General features: G+C 59.0%; 13 protein-coding genes and 1 riboswitch. Of the genes, 4 read left to right on the top strand and 9 right to left on the bottom strand.

All coding sequences use genetic code 11. From position 1 onward, the window contains the following. Positions 1-67: 67 nt before the first annotated feature. Positions 68-290: riboswitch (cobalamin riboswitch) on the bottom strand. Between the two features lie 122 nt (positions 291-412). Together GJU83_RS10380 and GJU83_RS10375 are read left to right on the top strand one after the other, a co-directional pair. Beyond that, positions 413-2287, top strand: coding sequence for a putative nucleotidyltransferase substrate binding domain-containing protein (locus tag GJU83_RS10380; protein ID WP_153634266.1), 1875 nt, complete (start codon positions 413-415; stop codon positions 2285-2287). Continuing rightward, entirely contained in the window at positions 2280-3008 is a 729-nt protein-coding gene (locus GJU83_RS10375) for a 3'-5' exonuclease (RefSeq protein ID WP_153634265.1), read from the top strand. The genes GJU83_RS10380 and GJU83_RS10375 overlap by 8 nt, the downstream gene beginning before the upstream one ends. On the opposite strand, the gene msrB is transcribed toward GJU83_RS10375, so the two are convergent. The 3 genes from msrB to GJU83_RS10360 all read right to left on the bottom strand — a co-directional run bounded on the left by msrB (position 3003) and on the right by GJU83_RS10360 (position 6482). Continuing rightward, entirely contained in the window at positions 3003-4220 is a 1218-nt protein-coding gene (msrB, locus tag GJU83_RS10370; RefSeq protein ID WP_153634264.1) for a peptide-methionine (R)-S-oxide reductase MsrB, read from the bottom strand. The genes GJU83_RS10375 and msrB overlap by 6 nt on opposite strands. A gap of 79 nt (positions 4221-4299) precedes the next feature. Beyond that, positions 4300-5778, bottom strand: a complete 1479-nt coding sequence (locus tag GJU83_RS10365; protein ID WP_153634263.1) for a sensor histidine kinase — start codon at positions 5776-5778, stop codon at positions 4300-4302. A 2-nt stretch (positions 5779-5780) separates the two neighbouring features. After that, positions 5781-6482 carry a response regulator transcription factor gene (locus tag GJU83_RS10360; protein ID WP_136630651.1) on the bottom strand — a complete coding sequence of 234 codons (702 nt, stop codon included), beginning with the start codon at positions 6480-6482 and terminating at the stop codon, positions 5781-5783. 158 nt (positions 6483-6640) lie between these two features. Between GJU83_RS10360 and GJU83_RS10355 the strand changes: the two genes are divergently transcribed. Continuing rightward, entirely contained in the window at positions 6641-7222 is a 582-nt protein-coding gene (locus GJU83_RS10355; protein ID WP_069182607.1) for a QsdR family transcriptional regulator, read from the top strand. 148 nt (positions 7223-7370) lie between these two features. On the opposite strand, the gene GJU83_RS10350 is transcribed toward GJU83_RS10355, so the two are convergent. The 5 genes from GJU83_RS10350 to GJU83_RS10330 all read right to left on the bottom strand — a co-directional run bounded on the left by GJU83_RS10350 (position 7371) and on the right by GJU83_RS10330 (position 14535). Next, positions 7371-8786 (bottom strand): aldehyde dehydrogenase family protein, encoded by a 1416-nt coding sequence (locus GJU83_RS10350; RefSeq protein WP_153634262.1) that lies wholly within the window; start codon positions 8784-8786, stop codon positions 7371-7373. A gap of 10 nt (positions 8787-8796) precedes the next feature. Next, positions 8797-9903: a zinc-binding dehydrogenase gene (locus GJU83_RS10345; protein ID WP_153634261.1), complete on the bottom strand. Its 1107-nt coding sequence runs from the start codon at positions 9901-9903 to the stop codon at positions 8797-8799. A 71-nt stretch (positions 9904-9974) separates the two neighbouring features. After that, positions 9975-11159 (bottom strand): acetyl-CoA C-acyltransferase, encoded by a 1185-nt coding sequence (locus GJU83_RS10340; protein WP_153634260.1) that lies wholly within the window; start codon positions 11157-11159, stop codon positions 9975-9977. Between the two features lie 169 nt (positions 11160-11328). Next, positions 11329-13422, bottom strand: coding sequence for a 3-hydroxyacyl-CoA dehydrogenase NAD-binding domain-containing protein (locus GJU83_RS10335; RefSeq protein WP_153634259.1), 2094 nt, complete (start codon positions 13420-13422; stop codon positions 11329-11331). Between the two features lie 288 nt (positions 13423-13710). Then, entirely contained in the window at positions 13711-14535 is an 825-nt protein-coding gene (locus GJU83_RS10330; protein ID WP_014579059.1) for an IclR family transcriptional regulator, read from the bottom strand. A gap of 277 nt (positions 14536-14812) precedes the next feature. On the opposite strand from GJU83_RS10330, the gene GJU83_RS10325 reads away from it, so the two are divergent. Beyond that, positions 14813-15742: a 2-hydroxyacid dehydrogenase gene (locus GJU83_RS10325; RefSeq protein ID WP_153634258.1), complete on the top strand. Its 930-nt coding sequence runs from the start codon at positions 14813-14815 to the stop codon at positions 15740-15742. Here the strand turns inward: GJU83_RS10325 and GJU83_RS10320 are convergent. Next, entirely contained in the window at positions 15736-17094 is a 1359-nt protein-coding gene (locus tag GJU83_RS10320; protein ID WP_153634440.1) for a hypothetical protein, read from the bottom strand. The two genes, GJU83_RS10325 and GJU83_RS10320, sit on opposite strands and share 7 nt — an antisense overlap. Positions 17095-17120 lie beyond the last annotated feature (26 nt).

The raw sequence follows: 17120 nt of genomic DNA, 5'->3' as shown, positions 1-17120 counted from the left end.
GGCAGGCGGTAGACTGGCAACAGAAAAGCGGAACCGGCATATCACCCACCCAGGTTGCCCACCGCAACATCGGGTGTTTTTCCAGGCCGGTCTCCGGGCTGGCAGGCGGAACCTGGGGTTCCCGGGCAATCACCTTCCCATGTCGTGGCGACACAGTGGCGCATAGATTGCCGTTGTCCTGCTTACCGTTGCGGGGGCAGCATCGGACTTGCACTGGCTGTGCCAGGCTCACCGATTTCCCGTTTCATCCGTCGCGCTTTGCGACGGACACCTGAAAAAAGTGTGGCAAGGCTAGCAACACCGGGGTAACCGGTCAATGAAATCCATCAAAGGTCGACATGGTCGCAGGCTTCTGCCACTGCTATATTCCTTGACTGACAATCACTTTTTCTTCGCCAGAACAGGGAGTTTTATGCAGGCCGAGCTGGTCGACATCCGCAATCACATGGCTCAATACCCGCCGTTCGACGAGATGACCGAGGAACTGCTCGACCGGGTGGTTGGCGACATAGAGGTTGTTTACTTCAAGGCCGGGAGCCAGATTCTGGAACTGGGTGATCCCAGCAGCTGGCTGTTCTACGTACGCAGTGGTGCAGTAGAGATCTATCGGCGCACCGGAGAACTCTACAACCGGATCAGCGAGGGTGAAGTCTTCGGCCAGTTTGGCCTGCTGATGAACCGGAAAGTTCGCTTTCCCGCCAAAGCCCTCGAAGACGTTCTGCTGTACAAGATTCCTTACGATACGTTCCAGTACCTCTGGGAAAACGACGACAACTTTGCCGATTTCGTTGAGATTGAGGACCGAAGCCGCCTGCGCTCCGCTGTATCCCGGCGGGAAAAATCCAACCAGCTCATGACCTCCAAGGTCACCCGGCTGATTTCCCGGGAGCCGGTGTCCGCCCCCCACACCGTCCGACTGCAGGAAGCAGCGCGGATTATGACCGAGCACGGCGTCTCGGCACTGCTGCTGATGGACGAGGAGGGCGACAAGCCCTTGCTCAAGGGCATCATCACCGACCGCGACCTGCGCACCCGGGCCCTCAGCGAGGCATTAGCCTCCGAAACGCCTATCAGCGAGATCATGTCGGAGGATCTGATCACCATCCGTTCGAACATATTCATCTTCGAGGCCATGCTCACCATGCTGCACAACAATGTGCACCACCTGCCGGTGATGGATGGTGATGAGGTTCGCGGCGTCATTGCGCTGTCTGACATCGTGAAGTACGAGAGCCAGAGCAGCCTTTACCTGGTCAGCAACATCTACCACCAGCAGGATGTGAAGGGCCTGAAGAAAATCAGTCTGGATGTGCGGGACAGCTTTGTACGCATGGTGAACGAAGACGCCAACTCCCACATGATTGGCAGTGCCATGGCCGGGATCGGGCGCAGCTTTACCCAGCGCCTGCTGGCCCTGGGCGAGGAGAAACTCGGGCCGCCACCCGTGCCCTATTGTTTTATGGCGCTGGGGTCCATGGCGCGGGACGAACAGCTGGTTGTTACCGACCAGGATAACGCCATGATTCTGGACGACAGCTTCGTGCCGGAAGAGCACGATGAGTACTTCCTGGCACTGGCGAAATTTGTCAGCGATGGCCTTGCGGAGTGCGGCTACACCTACTGCACCGGCGACATCATGGCCACCAACCAGAAATGGCGGCAGCCACTGCGGGTCTGGAAGGACTACTTCACCGACTGGATTGATAACCCCAAGGCCGAAGCCTTGTTAAACAGCAACATCTTCTTTGATCTGGACGGTATCTACGGGGAAACCGACTTTGCCGAACAACTGAAAACTCTGGTGGCCGAAAAGGCCAGCAACAGCCAGCGGTTCCTGGCAATGCTGGCCCGCAATGCCCTGAACCGCACGCCCCCGATCGGCTTTTTCCGGACTTTCGTGCTGGAAGAAGATGGCAAGCACCAGAAGACCTTCAACCTGAAACGTCGGGGTACGGCGCCCCTGTCAGACCTGATCCGGGTTCACGCCCTGGCCTGCGGCTCCCGCGCACAGAACTCGTTCGAGCGTCTGAAAGCCATCGGCAACACCAAGCTGCTGCTGGAGGACGATCTGGGCAACCTTCGGGACGCTCTGGAGTTCATCTCCATTGTGCGTATTCGGCACCAGGCCCTGGCCATCGAGGCGGACCGACAGCCGGACAACAACGTTCGGCCCGAGGACCTTTCACCGTTTGAGCGCAGCCACCTGAAAGACGCCTTCCAGGTGGTCAGCGGTGCCCAGAAGTTCCTGAAATTCCGGTATCACGCCACGGTGGCTCGTAATGTCTAGTGAGGAGCAGGCCGGGAATTCTGTTACACGCCTGCCATGGCCCGAGCAGTTCGAAGCCCTGGCTGAGCAAAGCAAGTCACCGATTCTGAAAGCCTTTTACGAAAGCGGATGTGTGTCGCCGGAGACGCCCATGTCCGACGTGCCTTTTGTCGCGCTCGATTTCGAGACGACCGGCCTGGACGCCAGTCAACATTCGATTGTCAGTATCGGCCTGGTGCCGTTCACCCTCGATGGCATCCAGTTGGGAAAGGCCCGCCACTGGATCGTGCGGCCCAAGCTTCCGTTGCACCAGACCTCAATCACGATTCACGGCATTACCCACAGTGATATCGACCAGGCACCCGATATGAAAGATATCCTGAAGGACCTGTTTGCCTGCCTGAACGGTCGTATTCCCGTGGTCCACTACCGCAACATCGAGAGATCGTTCTTTGACGTCGCACTGCAATGGCGACTGGGGGAAGGCATCCGGTTTCCGTTGATCGATACCATGGCTATCGAGGCGCATCTGCACCCGGACCGTAATCCGTCACGCTGGCAACGATTGCTGGGGAAAAAACCCGTGTCCATTCGACTGGCTGACAGCCGGCTGCGTTATGGGCTGCCCCATTATGCCGCCCATAACGCCCTGATTGATGCGGTTGCCACCGCCGAATTGCTGCAAGCACAGGTATTGCACCATTTCAGCCGGGAGACCCGCATCGGAGATCTCTGGCTATGATGCCGGTTTGACGTCGTCAATCCACTTGCCATAGCCGGCCTCTGCCATCTGCTCCAGCGGGATAAAGTCCATCGCCGCGGAGTTCATGCAGTAGCGCAGTCCAGTTGGCGCGGGGCCATCATTGAACACGTGTCCAAGATGGGAGTCCGCGTGAACGCTGCGGATTTCCGTGCGGGTCATGAAGAACGAATTGTCTTCACGTTCCACTACAGCATCAGGGGTGATTGGCCGGGTAAAGCTGGGCCAGCCGGTGCCGGATTTGTACTTGTCGCGGGATGAGAACAGGGGTTCGCCCGAGACAATATCCACGTAAAGCCCTGGCTTCTTGTTGTCCCAGTACTTGTTATTGAACGCAGGCTCGGTGCCGTCTTCCTGGGTAACCTCGTACTGCATATCGGTCAGGCGCTGTTTCAGCGCCTCCTGGCTCGGCTTTTCAAAGCTTTCCTGGTCAAAGCCACTGCCCATCTGGCCGGATTGTTTATTGCCGCTGTCACTGCCCACCAGGTTGTCACTGGCATCCACCGTGGCGTTCTCCTGGAAACGGGTGTAATCAAGCTCGTAGTCTTCGCCATACACCTTCTCGATAAACTGGTAGCGGCCAGAGTTGAAGGTGTAGAAGTTGTAGCGCACCGGGTTCTTGTCGTAGTAATCCTGGTGGTATTCCTCGGCCTCATAGAACTTCTCAAATGGCACGATTTCAATCACCACGGGCTTCTCGTAGACGCCGGAAGCCTCCAACTCTGCAACGGCTTCCTCGGCCAGGCGCTTCTGCGCGGCGTTATGGTAGAAAATAGCGGGCCGGTACTGCTGGCCTCGGTCCACGAACTGGCCCTGATTATCGGTCGGGTCCATCATCCGCCAGAGCGCTTGCAACAGCCCCTCGTAGGTCATTTCGTTCGGGTCGTAATAGACCTGTACCGCTTCGGTGTGGCCAGTCTGACCCGAGGCTACCTGCTTGTAGGAAGGATTTGCCTCTTCCCCGCCGGCATAGCCGGAGACAGCTTCCACCACGCCCGGCACCCGTTTTTCGTACCCGGCTTCGACACACCAGAAACAGCCACCAGCGAAAGTTGCCACCGCCAGGCCTGGCTGATCCGGTGCATACTTGCTCATCTGCGACTCCGACTTTTCGGCAACCGCGTTGGTGGTGAGCAACCCGGCGACAGAGACCAGCGCCAGTGCCGAAAATATACCCACAATTTTGCGTTTCATCAGACTTCTCCTTTACGTGATTCCATTCCTAAAGCGTAAGGTCGCGGATTCACGAAAACGTTCATCAGGTGTTACGAATTCATAACGTTGTGGATTTTTCGGCGGCCAGGGGGAGCCAGACCGTGAACACGGCCCCACCGGCGTTGCGAACAGAGAGTTTTCCCTGCTGCAGTGACACCATTCTCTGGGCGATGGCCAGGCCAAGACCGGCATGTCCTGTTCGGGAAGCACCAGTAGCCTGATAGAAAGGTTCGAAGATGTGTTCCAGGTCCTCATCATTGATGCCGGGTCCGGCGTCCGCGACAGTGATCGCGGCACCGCCCTCCCCTTCGACAACGCCCAGCGTAATCGCCGAGTTCTTTGGCGAATGGCTGATGGCGTTGCTGATCAGGTTATCCAACACTCGCTCGGTCATGGCAATGTCCGCCAGCACCTGGACCGGCGCCACGGAGACAATCGAGAGTTCAACACCCGCGCGCTCCGCCTCAGGCTGATGTTTCTGCACCACATCATGCAGGAGTTCGGCAACCACAAACGGTTCCGTCTTCGGCTGCTTTTCCCGGGCATCCAACGCCGCAAGCTCGAACAGTTCCTCCACCAGGCGACCGAGCCTGTGACTCTCGGCCAGGGCCACATCCAGGAACCGGGCACGCTCATCGGCGCCAAGCGTGCCCTGTTTCAGCCTCAAGGCTTCGATATAACCCTGAATGGACGCCAGGGGCGTTCGCAAATCATGGGAGACCTGGGCAACCAGTTGGCGGCGCTGGGCATCCTTGTGCTTCAGTAGATCCAGCTGGGCAACAATCCGCTGCGCCATCTGATCAAACCGGGCGGCCAGGTAATCAATGTCATCGCCCTTGCCAGCAACCGCAGACGTGCTCTCTGGAGACATTTCCCGCTCGAAGGATTCTACCCTTTCGGTCAACCGAGACAGCCGACGCGTCAGCAGCCGGAAAAACACCAGGCCGGCCAGCAAACCGACGAACAGGCTCACCGCCAGCGCGCCTGCGCCCATCTGCAGGAGGCGGTTACTGTGCACCATGCTCTCGGCCAGATCGTATTCCTCGCCCCGCAGAACCACATAGAGGTAGCCTGACAGGTTTTCAGCCGATGGAACGGGCGTTACCGAAAAGACCTTTCGCCGGTCGTGGCTGCGCGGGTCATCACCGGGAAGTGGATAGGCGTTAGGGTTTTCGATCAGGGTCCGGATTGGTTGCAGGGACACGCGGTTGCGCTTGATCTTGGCCGGATCCGCAGAGTAGGAGAGGATGTTGCCGTCGGTATCCAGCAGATAGATCTCGATGCTCGGATTGATCGTCATGTACAGCTCGAACAGCTGCTTCAGGGCGTCCCGATTGAGCTCGCCGTCGGTGACCAGGTTGCGGTCCGACACCAGATTACGGGCAAGATCCCGGTTCAGTTGCTGGTTCACCGCGGCCGAGTATTCCCGCACCGAAGACAGGCTCAGAAAGGTGAAGAGGCCTCCTACCACCAGCAACAACAGGAACAGACCAATCGCCAGCCGGGCATAGAGGGTTCTGAAGACAGACAGGGCCATGATCAATCCATGAACCGATAGCCAACGCCCCAGACCGTCTGGACATATCGGGGCTCGGCGGGGTCGGCTTCAATCTTGTTGCGAAGGCGGTTGATATGGGTGTTCACGGTGTGCTCGTAGCCCTCATGGTTGTAGCCCCAGACGGCATCAAGCAACTGGGCCCGGCTGAAAACCCGGCCCCGATGGGAGGCAAAGTGCCAGAGCAGGTCGAACTCGCGGGCGGTCAGGTCCACCTCCTTCTCATCGACAAAGACCCGCCGGCGAACCGGGTCGATTTTTAGCCCATCCACCTGAATCTCTTCAACTTCCTTGCTTGCGGACGAGCCCTGAGAGAGTGCGTCCACCCGTCGGAAAAGCGCTTTGATGCGGGCTGCCAGCTCCGCCACGCTGAAAGGTTTCGTCAGGTAATCGTCCGCGCCCATTTCCAGGCCCAGAACCCGATCCAGTTCCGTGCTTTTTGCCGTCAGCATCAGAACAGGCACATAGCCCGGGCAGGCACGAATCTCCCGGCACACGGCGAGACCATCCAGGCCGGGCAGCATCAAATCCAGGATCACCAGATCGATGCCACCCTCACGGAACCGCTCCAGACCGGTATCACCCCGGTCCATCAGAACCGCCTTCATACCCAGATCCGACACCTGCATACGCACCAGCTCACCGATGCCGGGATTGTCTTCGATAATCAGTACCGTTCGTGTCATCGTAAGGGGCTCACTGCCTTCCCTGTATCGTTCGTTGCGTTCAGAGCAGAGTGTAGGCGGAAAAGTTCACAAAACCATCACGACCTTTGGAAACCGCCCACATAGCCGGCTCCGGGTTTAGCCGTTAAAATGAATCCAAATTCGGGCATGAGGTTTCAGTGGCAGACAAAACCGTAACCAGGGCAACACCGGCCGAGGCGTTCAAGCGGGCACGTCGCATGTGGCTCAAGGGTGAACGCATTCACCTGGCGCCGCTGGCTGATGAGCTCGGAATTGGCCGGGCCACCCTGTTTCGCTGGGTAGGCAACAAGGATCTGCTAATCGGCGAGATTCTCTGGTCCCTCTATGAACCCCTCTGGCGCCAGGCCATGGCAGAAACCCCCGGCGTAGGCGTGGATTACATCGTCGGAGTGTACCGGCGCACTAATTCCACCATCCTCAACTTTGAACCCCTGCGTCGCTTCATCAACCAGGACCCGGAATACGCCCTCAAGATCCTCACCTCATCTCAGTCGATCCTGCACACGCGCACAGTGGAGACCAACACGCGCATGTTGAAAGACCAAGTTGCGGCCGGACATATTAAGCCGCCGATGAACATTTTCAGTTTGTCCTACTTCATGATCCGATTGGCGGAGTCCTGCCTGTACAGCGACATAATCGCCGGGCGGGAACCCAGGGAGGCAGAACTGGAGGATGCCTGCACGGCTGTGCGGATTCTACTGGGAGGAAAAGCATAGAGCGGATCACTCAGAACTCGCTCAGGTCCGGGGTGGGGTACCTTTTCTGGCGGGAAAAAAGTCTGAGCGCAGCGAGTTGTTTTTCCCAGAAGAAAAGGTACCCCACCTCGGGCCCAGCCCGCATCTCAGCAGGCCAGGCACTTAGCGTTTAAAGCTGAAGCGAGCGAACTTCCAGAAACTCCTCCAGACCCCACTTGCCGAATTCGCGGCCGATACCGGAGTGACCGAAGCCGCCGAACGGTGCCACCGGGTTGAACGCGCCACCATTGACGAATACCTGACCAGTGCGCAGCTTGCTGGCGATTTTCTTGGCCTTGGCGTCGTCTCCGGACCAGACTGCACCGGACAGCCCGTACTGGGTGCCGTTGGCAATTTTCACCGCTTCGGCTTCATCGTTGTAGGGAATAACGCACAGCACCGGCCCGAAGATTTCCTCCTGGGCGATGCGGCTGTCCGGCTTGACGTTACCAAAGACGGTCGCCTTGACGAAGTAACCTTTCTCGCATCCCTCGGGCGCTTCCGGGCCACCGGCGACCAGCTTGGCGCCCTCCTCGATACCCAGCTTGATGTAATCGATCACCTTGTCACGCTGCTGGGCAGAGGACAGCGGGCCCAAGCGGGTGGTTTCTTCCAGCGGATTACCCGGCGTCATTTTGGCCACAGCCGCGGCGGCCAGTTCGCAGGCCTCGTCGTGCTTGTCGGCCGGAACCAGCATGCGGGTGAGTGCGGTGCAGGTCTGACCGGAATTCAGCAGGCAGTTGTTGATGGTGCCTTTGACGGCTGCCGCGAGGTCCGCGTCCGGGAGGATCACAGAGGCCGATTTACCACCCATTTCCAGGGCATAACGCTTGAAGTCATCGGCAGCGGCATGGGCAATCAGGTTGCCGGTGCGTGTGGAACCAGTGAAGGACACCATGCGCACATCCGGGTGTTTGATCAGGGTATCGCCCGCGGTGTGGCCATAGCCGCACACCATGTTGAAGACGCCCTTGGGCAAGTCGGTGCCATCGAGGATCTCGGCGAGGATAAACGCCGTCTGGGGAGCGATCTCGGAAGGCTTGAGCACTACGGTGCAACCGGCGGCAATCGCCGGGACGATTTTCAGGATCACCTGGTGCAGCGGGTAGTTCCAGGGGGTAATGCAGCCAACCACACCCACCGGGGTGTACTGCACCTCGGAGTTGCCGGACTGTTCGGTAAACGGGTAGTCGGGCAGCAGTTTCAGGTAGCTCTTGGTCACTGCAGCCGGCATGCCGGCCTGGATCGGCGTGGCCAGTTTGATGGGCATGCCCACTTCCCGGCAGACGGTCTCGGCAATTTCCGGCGCGCGCTCTTTCAGGCCCGCGTGCAGCTGCTCCAGCACCTTGATCCGCTCGTCCAGGGAGCTTTCCGACCAGCTTTCGAAAGCGGCATCCGCGGCGGCAATGGCCTGTTCCATTTCATCCGCGCCAGCGGCGGGAACGCGAGCAATCACGTCGCCTGTGCCCGCTTCGTGAACGTCGATCATGTCACCGGCCCAGCTCACCCATTGGCCGTTGATGTAGTTCCTGTTCAGCTCGTTCATGCTTCCCCCTTCATTCAAATACGATAACGCCTCGGGCGTTCTTTCCTGCCACCATATCATCGAACGCCTGCACGGCGTCCTCTATGGGGTAGGTTCGGGTAACCAGTTCGTCCAGCTTGAGTTTACCAGCCTTGTAAAGACCCAGGATTCTGGGGAAATCGTGCTGTGGACGGGCCGAACCCAGCCAGCTGCCTTTCAGGGTGCGCTCATCGGCGGGCAGAGTGAGCGTGGTCAGCGAGGTCTTGTCCTTCGGATCTGCTACGCCCACCACCACGGCGGTACCACCACGGCCGAGACTCTTGTACGCCTGTTCCACCACTGGCCCGGCACCGACGCATTCGAAGGCGTAGTCGACGCCACCAGTCATTTTTTTCACGGCCTTGGCGGCGTCTTCCACCTCGTTGATATTCACGGTGTGGGTGGCGCCGAACTCTTTGGCCATCGCCAGCTTGGCGGGGTTGCTGTCTACCGCCACGATCATCTCGGCGCCAGCGGTCACGCAGCCCTGAATGGCGTTAAGGCCAACGCCGCCGATGCCAAACACAGCCGCCCGGGAACCAGGTTCCAGTTTTGCGGTGTTGAAAACAGCACCGACACCGGTCATCACGGCACAGCCTACCAGGGCGGCGTTCTGCATCGGCACGGTTTCATCCACTTTGACGCAGTTGTCCACGTGCATGGTGGCGAACTCCGCCATCACGCCGCAGGCGCCAAAGACGTTCAGGGGCTCGCCGTCCGCGCCTTTGGTTCGCACCGTCCCATCCGGCAGGTTGAACATGGCCTTGCGGGCGTTTTCGCAGAGAACCGGGCGGCCACGGGCACACTGGCTGCATTTGCCGCACATGGAGATGAAAGTGCTCACCACATGGTCGCCTTCCTTGAAGGCCGTGACGCCCTCACCGACTTCGACAACCACACCGGCGGCTTCGTGCCCTAATACCAGGGGAGGCGGGTAGGGAATCTTGCCCGTCGTGGCAGACAGATCGCTGTGGCAGACGCCGCAGGCCGCGATCTTGATGGTGATTTCATCCCGCTTGGGGCCTTCCACCGTAATCGTCTCCACCTGAACAGGCTGGCCCCATTCCCGGCAGACGACGGCTTTTGCTTGTCTGTCCATGTTTCTCCCCTTTAGGTGAACAAGGGGTCAGAAAATCGCTTTTTCTGGCCCCGATTTCATACAGGTCGGCTTCAAACCACTTCGAACAAGCCGGCAGCACCCTGACCGCCGCCGATGCACATGGTAATCACCACGTATTTCGCGCCCCGGCGCTTGCCTTCAATCAGCGCGTGGCCTGTTTGGCGGGCGCCGGTGACACCGAAGGGATGACCGATAGAGATCGAACCACCGTTTACGTTCAGCTTCTCCATGGGAATGCCCAGGCGGTCACGGCAGTAAATCACCTGGGACGCGAAGGCTTCGTTCAGCTCCCACAGATCGATGTCGTCCATGGTCAGACCGTTGCGCTCGAGCAGGCGCGGGATCGCATACACCGGGCCGATGCCCATCTCATCCGGCTCGCAGCCTGCAACAGCAAAGCCCCGGAAAATCCCCATGGGTTCGATGTTGTGCTTCTCGGCGTAGGTGCTGTTCATTACGGTGCATACCGAGGCGCCGTCCGACAGCTGGCTGGCATTGCCCGCCGTGATGAACTGCTCCGGGCCGCGCACCGGCTCCAGACCCGCCAAGCCCTCAAGCGTGGTGCTCGGGCGATTGCATTCGTCCCTGGTCAGGGTCACCTGCTTTTCACTGACCTCACCGGTTTCCTTGTCCTTCACCAGCATGGTGGCATCGAAAGGCACAATCTCATCGTCAAACTTGCCAGCCTGCTGGGCCGCCGCCGTGCGCTGCTGGGAAATCAGCGAATACTCATCCTGGGCTTCACGGCTGACGTTGTAGCGTTTGGCCACAATATCCGCCGTTTCGATCATGGAAAGGTACAGTTCCGGCTTGTTCTTCATCAGCCACTCGTTGGTAGCGTGGAAACTGTTAATCTTCTCGTTCTGCACCAGGGAAATGGATTCAACGCCACCAGCTACCATGGCCGGTACTTTTTCGGACACCACCCGCTGCGCCGCCAGGGCAATGGACTGCAAACCCGAGCTGCAGAACCGGTTGATGGAGAACCCGGCGGTGGTCACCGGTAGACCGGCGCGAATGGCCGCCAGACGGGCAATATTCCGGCCCTGGGCGCCTTCCTGGAAGGCTGCCCCCATGATCACATCTTCCACGATGGCCGGATCAATGCCCGCGCGTTCAACAGCGTGTTTGATAACGTGACCTGCCATATCCACGCTGTGAGTGTTGTTCAAAGAGCCCCGGTAGGATTTGGCAAGGCCGGTGCGGGCGGTGGAAACGATAACGGCTTCAGACATGATAATGCCCTCGATTTGAGAAATTGTAGTTGAGATCAGGCCAAGCACTCAGCTAAGCCGGTCTGGGGGCGGGGTGCCTTTTCCGCCGGGAAAAGATGTCTGAGCGAAGCGAGTTGCTTTTCCCAGAGGAAAAGGCACCCCGCCCCCAGACCAGCCCCTATGCCAGATGTTACAAGTCAGCAAATTTACGGCCGTCAGCAACCAGCTTCTCGAGCAGAGCCGCCGGCTCCCACTGCTCGCCACCAACGGTATCCTGGTACTTCTTCACCGCCGAAAGAATGGAGTCCAGACCTTCCTGATCGGCCCAGAACATGGGACCACCGCGATAGGCCGGGAAGCCGTAGCCGTAGATCCAGACGATGTCGATATCCAGCGGACGATCGGCAATGCCTTCCTCCAGGATCTTGGCGCCTTCGTTGATCATCACATACATGCAGCGCTCCAGGATTTCCTGGTCGGTGATCTCCCGCGGCGTGATTCCCTGCTCCTTGCGGAACTCCTCGATCAGCTGCTCCACCTCCGGATCCGGGATCGGCTTGCGGCTGCCTTCCTCATACTTGTATACACCTGCCTGGGTCTTCTGACCAAGACGGCCCTGTTCGGCGAGTTTGTCCATCCAACTTGCAGGAATGTTCTCGCCCGACTTGCGACGCTCTTCGCGAATGCGGTACCCAACATCAATCCCGGCCAGATCGGACATGGCGAACTGCCCCATGGGGAAGCCCAGATCCGTCAGCACCTTGTCGACCTGCTGCGGAGTGGCGCCCTCGTCCACCAGGGACATGGCCTCGGTGCCGCGCTTGTGGAGCATCCGGTTGCCGACAAAGCCGTAACAGTTGCCCACCATGACGCCCACTTTCTTGATCTTCTTGGCAACCGCCATCACCGTGGCTTTGACCTCATCGGAGGTCTTGCTGCCACGCACGTTCTCCAGCAGCTTCATCACGTTGGCCGGGCTGAAGAAGTGCATACCCACTACGTCTTCCGGGCGTTTGGTGGCGGACGCAATCTCGTCGATATCCAGGGTTGAGGTATTGGACGCCAGAATCGCACCCGGCTTGCACACCTCGTCGAGCTTGGCAAAGATTTCCTTCTTGATAGCCATGTTCTCGAACACCGCCTCGATCACCAGATCAACGTCCCGGAAATCGTCGTAGGTCAGGCTCGGGGTGATCAGCGCCATGCGCTGCTCCACCTGTTCCTGGGTCAGCTTGCCCTTCTTCGCGGAGTTCTCGTAGTTACGGCGGATAATCGCCAGGCCCTTGTCGAGAGCCTCCTGTTTTACCTCGACGATGGTGACCGGAATGCCCACGTTGACGAAGTTCATGGCGATACCGCCACCCATGGTGCCGGCACCAATAATGCCCACGCTCTTCACGTCACGAACCGGCGTATCCTTGGGCAGTCCCTTGACCTTGGAAACCTCACGCTCGCCGAAGAACGAGTGAATCAGACCGGCGCGTTGGGGTGATTCCATGCACTCCATGAACAATTCCCGCTCGCGCTTCATGCCTTCGTCAAACGGCAGGTTGAAGGCCGCTTCCACGGCATCAACGCACTTGAACGGTGAGAAAAGGCCTCGGGCCTTTTTCTTCAGTTCGTCACGGAACTGGTCAAAGACATCGCTGCCTTTGTCCGCCTCGATCTTGTCGGTGATATCGCGAACACGACGCACAGGCTTGCCCTCATCGACCACTTTCTGCGCATAGGCCATGCCGACAGCGCGAATATCGTCGCCATCTTCCACAGCATCAAGAATGCCGAGAGCCAGCGCGTCGTTGGCGCCGACAAATTCACCGGTGGTGATCATTTCCAGCGCTTTTTGGGCACCGGTCAGGCGCGGCAGCCGCTGGGTGCCGCCTGCACCGGGCAGCAGGCCCAGCTTCACTTCCGGCAGACCCACTTTGGCGCTGCTGACGGCAACCCGGTAGTGGCAACTCAATGCGGTTTCCAGACCACCGCCCAGTGCCGTGCCGTGGATCGCTGCAACCAGCGGCTTGTCGCTGTTTTCAAAGGTGTTGACGAGCGTCGGCAGGGTGGGCTCCTGCATGGGTTTGCCAAATTCGCGAATGTCGGCGCCGGCGATAAAGGTGCGCCCTTCGCAAACTAGCAGCAGTCCCTTGGCCTCGGTATCTTTCTGGCCCTGTTCCAGGGCTGCGAGCAGACCGGAACGAACAGCCTGGCCGAGGGCATTGACCGGCGGGTAGTTCACGGTAATAACGCCGATGTTGCCTTCCCGGTTATAGCTAACGACCTCAGACATGTTTTCTCCTCGCATTCTTTCTGAAATATGGTTTTAACTAGCGAAACATTCGTACGATTTAATAGAAGTTCGTTGGTGGTTTCAACCTACCATTAAACTACAGGCACAAAAAAACCGCAGGGGGTTCCTCTGCGGTTTTCTGCTGTTGAGTCCGTCGGAAGGCAGCGGGAAGGTTCTTCCGAAACACGCTGTGAATACTTCCCTGTACGCTCGGCTCCGCCATCCATGGCTCCGCACGGTTTCGGAAGAACCTTCCCACCGCCTTCCTTCTCTACTTAGCAGTTATTCTCAGACGCCCAAGGATTCTATATCGCCAGCCAACATCGCCAACTGGTGCGCTATAGAACCACGAAGCTTTTCAGCCGGTACCAGGTAAGAAGGTGCGGCACAGGTCAGGGCCATGATGGTGCCGTCCTGCAGGTGGATGGGCACGCCGGCGGAGTTGATGTTGCGGTCCCACTCGCCAATGGAAAGACAAAAGCCGTGCTCCTTGTAATCCTTCATGGCCTGGTCGAGGCCGGCCTTTTTCTCGGGCCAGTCGTCTCCGAATTTGGCAGCCATGGCGTCGTCGATGACCAGGCGGGCCTTGTCGCTGATGGCACAGTAGTAGGCGCGGCCGGCCGAGGTGGTGGCCATGGGGAGTTTCAGGCCGATGTCCATCCGCAGCAGTGAGGCCTCCGGTGGCAGGCGGTTTTCCACGTAGATCATGTGCAGCCGGTCCCGGCAGGTCAGCCCCACGGACATATTGGTCTGGCGGGCAAATTCGTCCATGTAGGGCTTGGCCAGTTGGCGAACCTTGAGGTTGGAGACATAGGCGTAACCCAGTGCCAGAACGCCGGAACTGAGCTGGTATTTCTCCAACTGGGTGTTGTAGCTGAGGTAGCCCAGTTTGGTGAGGGTGTAGGTCATCCTCGACACGGTTGGCTTGGGCAGCCCGGTGATGCGAGCGATGTCCTGGTTCCCCAGGATGACAGGCCCCTGGCTGAAGGCGCGGAGCACGTCCAGACCACGAGAAAGGGCCTCGACAAACTTGCGGTCTTTTTCCGGCTTCACGGGCTCACCGTCAGTGGATGCCACTTTCAGTTCGGGTGAGATCTGCTTTTTTCCTGCCATAATGGGACGTCCTCCAACCGCGTCGCCCGCTCCGGTAACCGGTGTATTAATATGGTGAATAGTTGCGAATCCATCATTTTAATCGCTGCAGAAATCAAGTACCAGAAACTCTTTTCAAAATTCGTACCAAATATGAAACACTTGGCACTTATGTTTCAAATCAGGAACCGCATGGCGGTATCTTATACCGTGTTTTTCAGATTTTGCCGTTTCTGAATTCTGCATTGCAAAACAAACTAGCAGCCATCAAACCCTGTGGCGACCCCCTGGAGGCAAAATGAAGATTCTTTTTGTGGCAGGCGACCCGAAACCCGAGCGCTGGACAGTGCCTATCAAGGAACTGCTGCCGGAAGCCGAGGTTTACGTCTGGGATCCTGAAGGGCCCGCCGTTGGCGCGGATTATGCCATCGTGTGGCAGCCACCCGAGGCCCTGTTCGAGCGGGAAACGCACCTGAAAGCCGTATTCAATCTGGGTGCCGGGATTGATGGGCTGCTCAAGGTTGCCAACCTGCCTGAAGCCCTAACGGTCGTGCGCCTGGAAGACGCAGGCATGTCGGTGCAAATGGCGGAGTACGTGCTGCACCAGCTGCTGGAAGCCAGTCGCGGGATGGAAACCTACCGGGAGCAGCAGCGCCAAAGTCTCTGGAAGATTCATCGCCCGATCAAACGCAGCGAGTGGCCAGTGGGTGTCATGGGGCTGGGCCATATCGGCAAGCGAGTGGCCCGCACTCTGGCCAACCTGGACTATCAGGTGAGTGGCTGGGCACGTGGGGAGCATAGCCTTGAAGGCGTGAATACTTTTGCCGGCCCGGACCAGCTTGGCGACTTCCTGAAAGCCACCCGGGTTCTGGTCAACACCCTCCCCCTGACCGACGAGACCCGTAACATCATCAACTATGATCTGCTGAGCCAGCTCCAGCCTGGCGCCGTGCTGATCAACGTTGGCCGGGGTGAACATCTGGTGGAAGAGGACCTGCTTCGGGCCCTGGACGAGGGCAAACTGCTTCGTGCCTCGCTCGATGTGTTCCGGAAGGAGCCACTGCCCGAAGGCCATCCATTCTGGCAGCGGAAAGAAATCACCATTACCCCACACATCTCAGCCCGAACCCTTCGGGATGCCACCCTTGAACAGATCACCGGCAAGATCCGGGATCACGCCGCCGGGCGCGCCATTTCGGGGATTGTGGATACCGACCGGGGTTACTGACCAGGTATCAGCCAGGCGACCAGCGCTGTCAGCACCAGGAGAGCCGGCAGCGCTATCAATGCAAACAAACCATTCCACCGAAACGCCACGACCCAGCGGGAGATCTGCCCGAACCGGGACAGCAGCATGACCGATGGACCAAAAGGCGACAGCATCATGGCCAGGGAGAAGCCAATCACCAGAGCCACGGCAACCGGCAGCAAATCCATCCCTTCCGCCACCAGCTGGGGCAACAAACCGGCCTGAACACTCAGGACCGTGATGGGGATGATTCCGACCATGGAGAACATGGGCAGCATCAGCATGCCAACCATCGCGACCAGGAAAACGCCGCCACCAGTGGCGACCAGACCGGCCAAAGCATCCGCCGGAATGACCGCAGACAGGGCAACACCGAGGATGGCGGACGCGGCGAAGATGGCCATTTCATTCTGCATGGCCCAAACCTGGCCGGCACCCTCCTTGAGAACCGGCATCAGCCCCCGTTCCTGCCAGAACATGTAGAGCAGCGTCACGGTCGGCACCGACAACATGGCCGCCACCGACACCTTGAAACCGGTTATGGCCACCAGGCCCGCCATCACCGTGAATACCAGCAGGATGAGAAACAGGAGGCGACCGGTACCGGGGAGCCAACCGTCAACAGCAACACGCTCGCTGCTGACCTTGCGGAACCGGCGCTGCTCCAGCACCCAGCCAATCAACACCATAACCAGCGCCGCGACCACACCGAAGGGTAACAGTTGCGACCAGCTCAGCTGCGGCAACTCCCGGGTAAGAATGGCCACGGCCACACTGGTGGGTGCTACCAGCGGCACCAGGGCAAAGCCCCTGAGGGCACTGATCAGAACACTGCGCAACCACTGCAGGCGGGATTCACCGAAGATACCACGCTCCCGGAGGGTGTCGGAAAGGCTTCCGCACAGCAGGTTCATCATGCCGAAACTCAAAACCGTGGCAACACCACAGCTGACCAGGGCGTACTTGGGATAGAGCAGCATGGGCCTTCCGCCCAGCAGAACATCGTGAATCCGGCGCAACACTTCGAACCGGCGCACCAGGCACTGCATCAGGCCCAGGCTGCCCAGAAACGCGGAATAGAACGCGGCGTCAGATGCCGCCTTCAACACCTGCCCGCTGTTCAGCGACCCGCGCCAGGCAAGCCCTCCCAGAATCAGAAGGGCGATAACCAGTAACATACGGGCGTACCCCTGCAGGCGCCCGGCCCCTGCCAGAAAGGCAGTAACGAACGCCACGCCCGCCACAGCACTGAGCTCGCGGCTATCGAGACAGATGGCCACCAGCTCTGTAACAACAGCCAGGGATACCAACCACTGCAGCATGCCGTTCAGCACAGAGGCACCTGGTCAGCCTTGAA

Source organism: Marinobacter salsuginis, from assembly GCF_009617755.1.
GTDB classification, from domain to species: domain Bacteria; phylum Pseudomonadota; class Gammaproteobacteria; order Pseudomonadales; family Oleiphilaceae; genus Marinobacter; species Marinobacter salsuginis.
Note: the sequence above shows the minus strand (reverse complement) of the source record. Positions and strands in the feature narration are given on the sequence as shown.

Coding starts and splice junctions, on each gene's coding strand:
- GJU83_RS10380 (WP_153634266.1), top strand. CDS start 413: ATGCAGGCCGAGCTGGTCGACATCCGCAATCACATGGCTCAATACCCG.
- GJU83_RS10375 (WP_153634265.1), top strand. CDS start 2,280: ATGTCTAGTGAGGAGCAGGCCGGGAATTCTGTTACACGCCTGCCATGG.
- msrB (WP_153634264.1), bottom strand. CDS start 4,220: ATGAAACGCAAAATTGTGGGTATATTTTCGGCACTGGCGCTGGTCTCT.
- GJU83_RS10365 (WP_153634263.1), bottom strand. CDS start 5,778: ATGGCCCTGTCTGTCTTCAGAACCCTCTATGCCCGGCTGGCGATTGGT.
- GJU83_RS10360 (WP_136630651.1), bottom strand. CDS start 6,482: ATGACACGAACGGTACTGATTATCGAAGACAATCCCGGCATCGGTGAG.
- GJU83_RS10350 (WP_153634262.1), bottom strand. CDS start 8,786: ATGAACGAGCTGAACAGGAACTACATCAACGGCCAATGGGTGAGCTGG.
- GJU83_RS10345 (WP_153634261.1), bottom strand. CDS start 9,903: ATGGACAGACAAGCAAAAGCCGTCGTCTGCCGGGAATGGGGCCAGCCT.
- GJU83_RS10340 (WP_153634260.1), bottom strand. CDS start 11,159: ATGTCTGAAGCCGTTATCGTTTCCACCGCCCGCACCGGCCTTGCCAAA.
- GJU83_RS10335 (WP_153634259.1), bottom strand. CDS start 13,422: ATGTCTGAGGTCGTTAGCTATAACCGGGAAGGCAACATCGGCGTTATT.
- GJU83_RS10330 (WP_014579059.1), bottom strand. CDS start 14,535: ATGGCAGGAAAAAAGCAGATCTCACCCGAACTGAAAGTGGCATCCACT.
- GJU83_RS10325 (WP_153634258.1), top strand. CDS start 14,813: ATGAAGATTCTTTTTGTGGCAGGCGACCCGAAACCCGAGCGCTGGACA.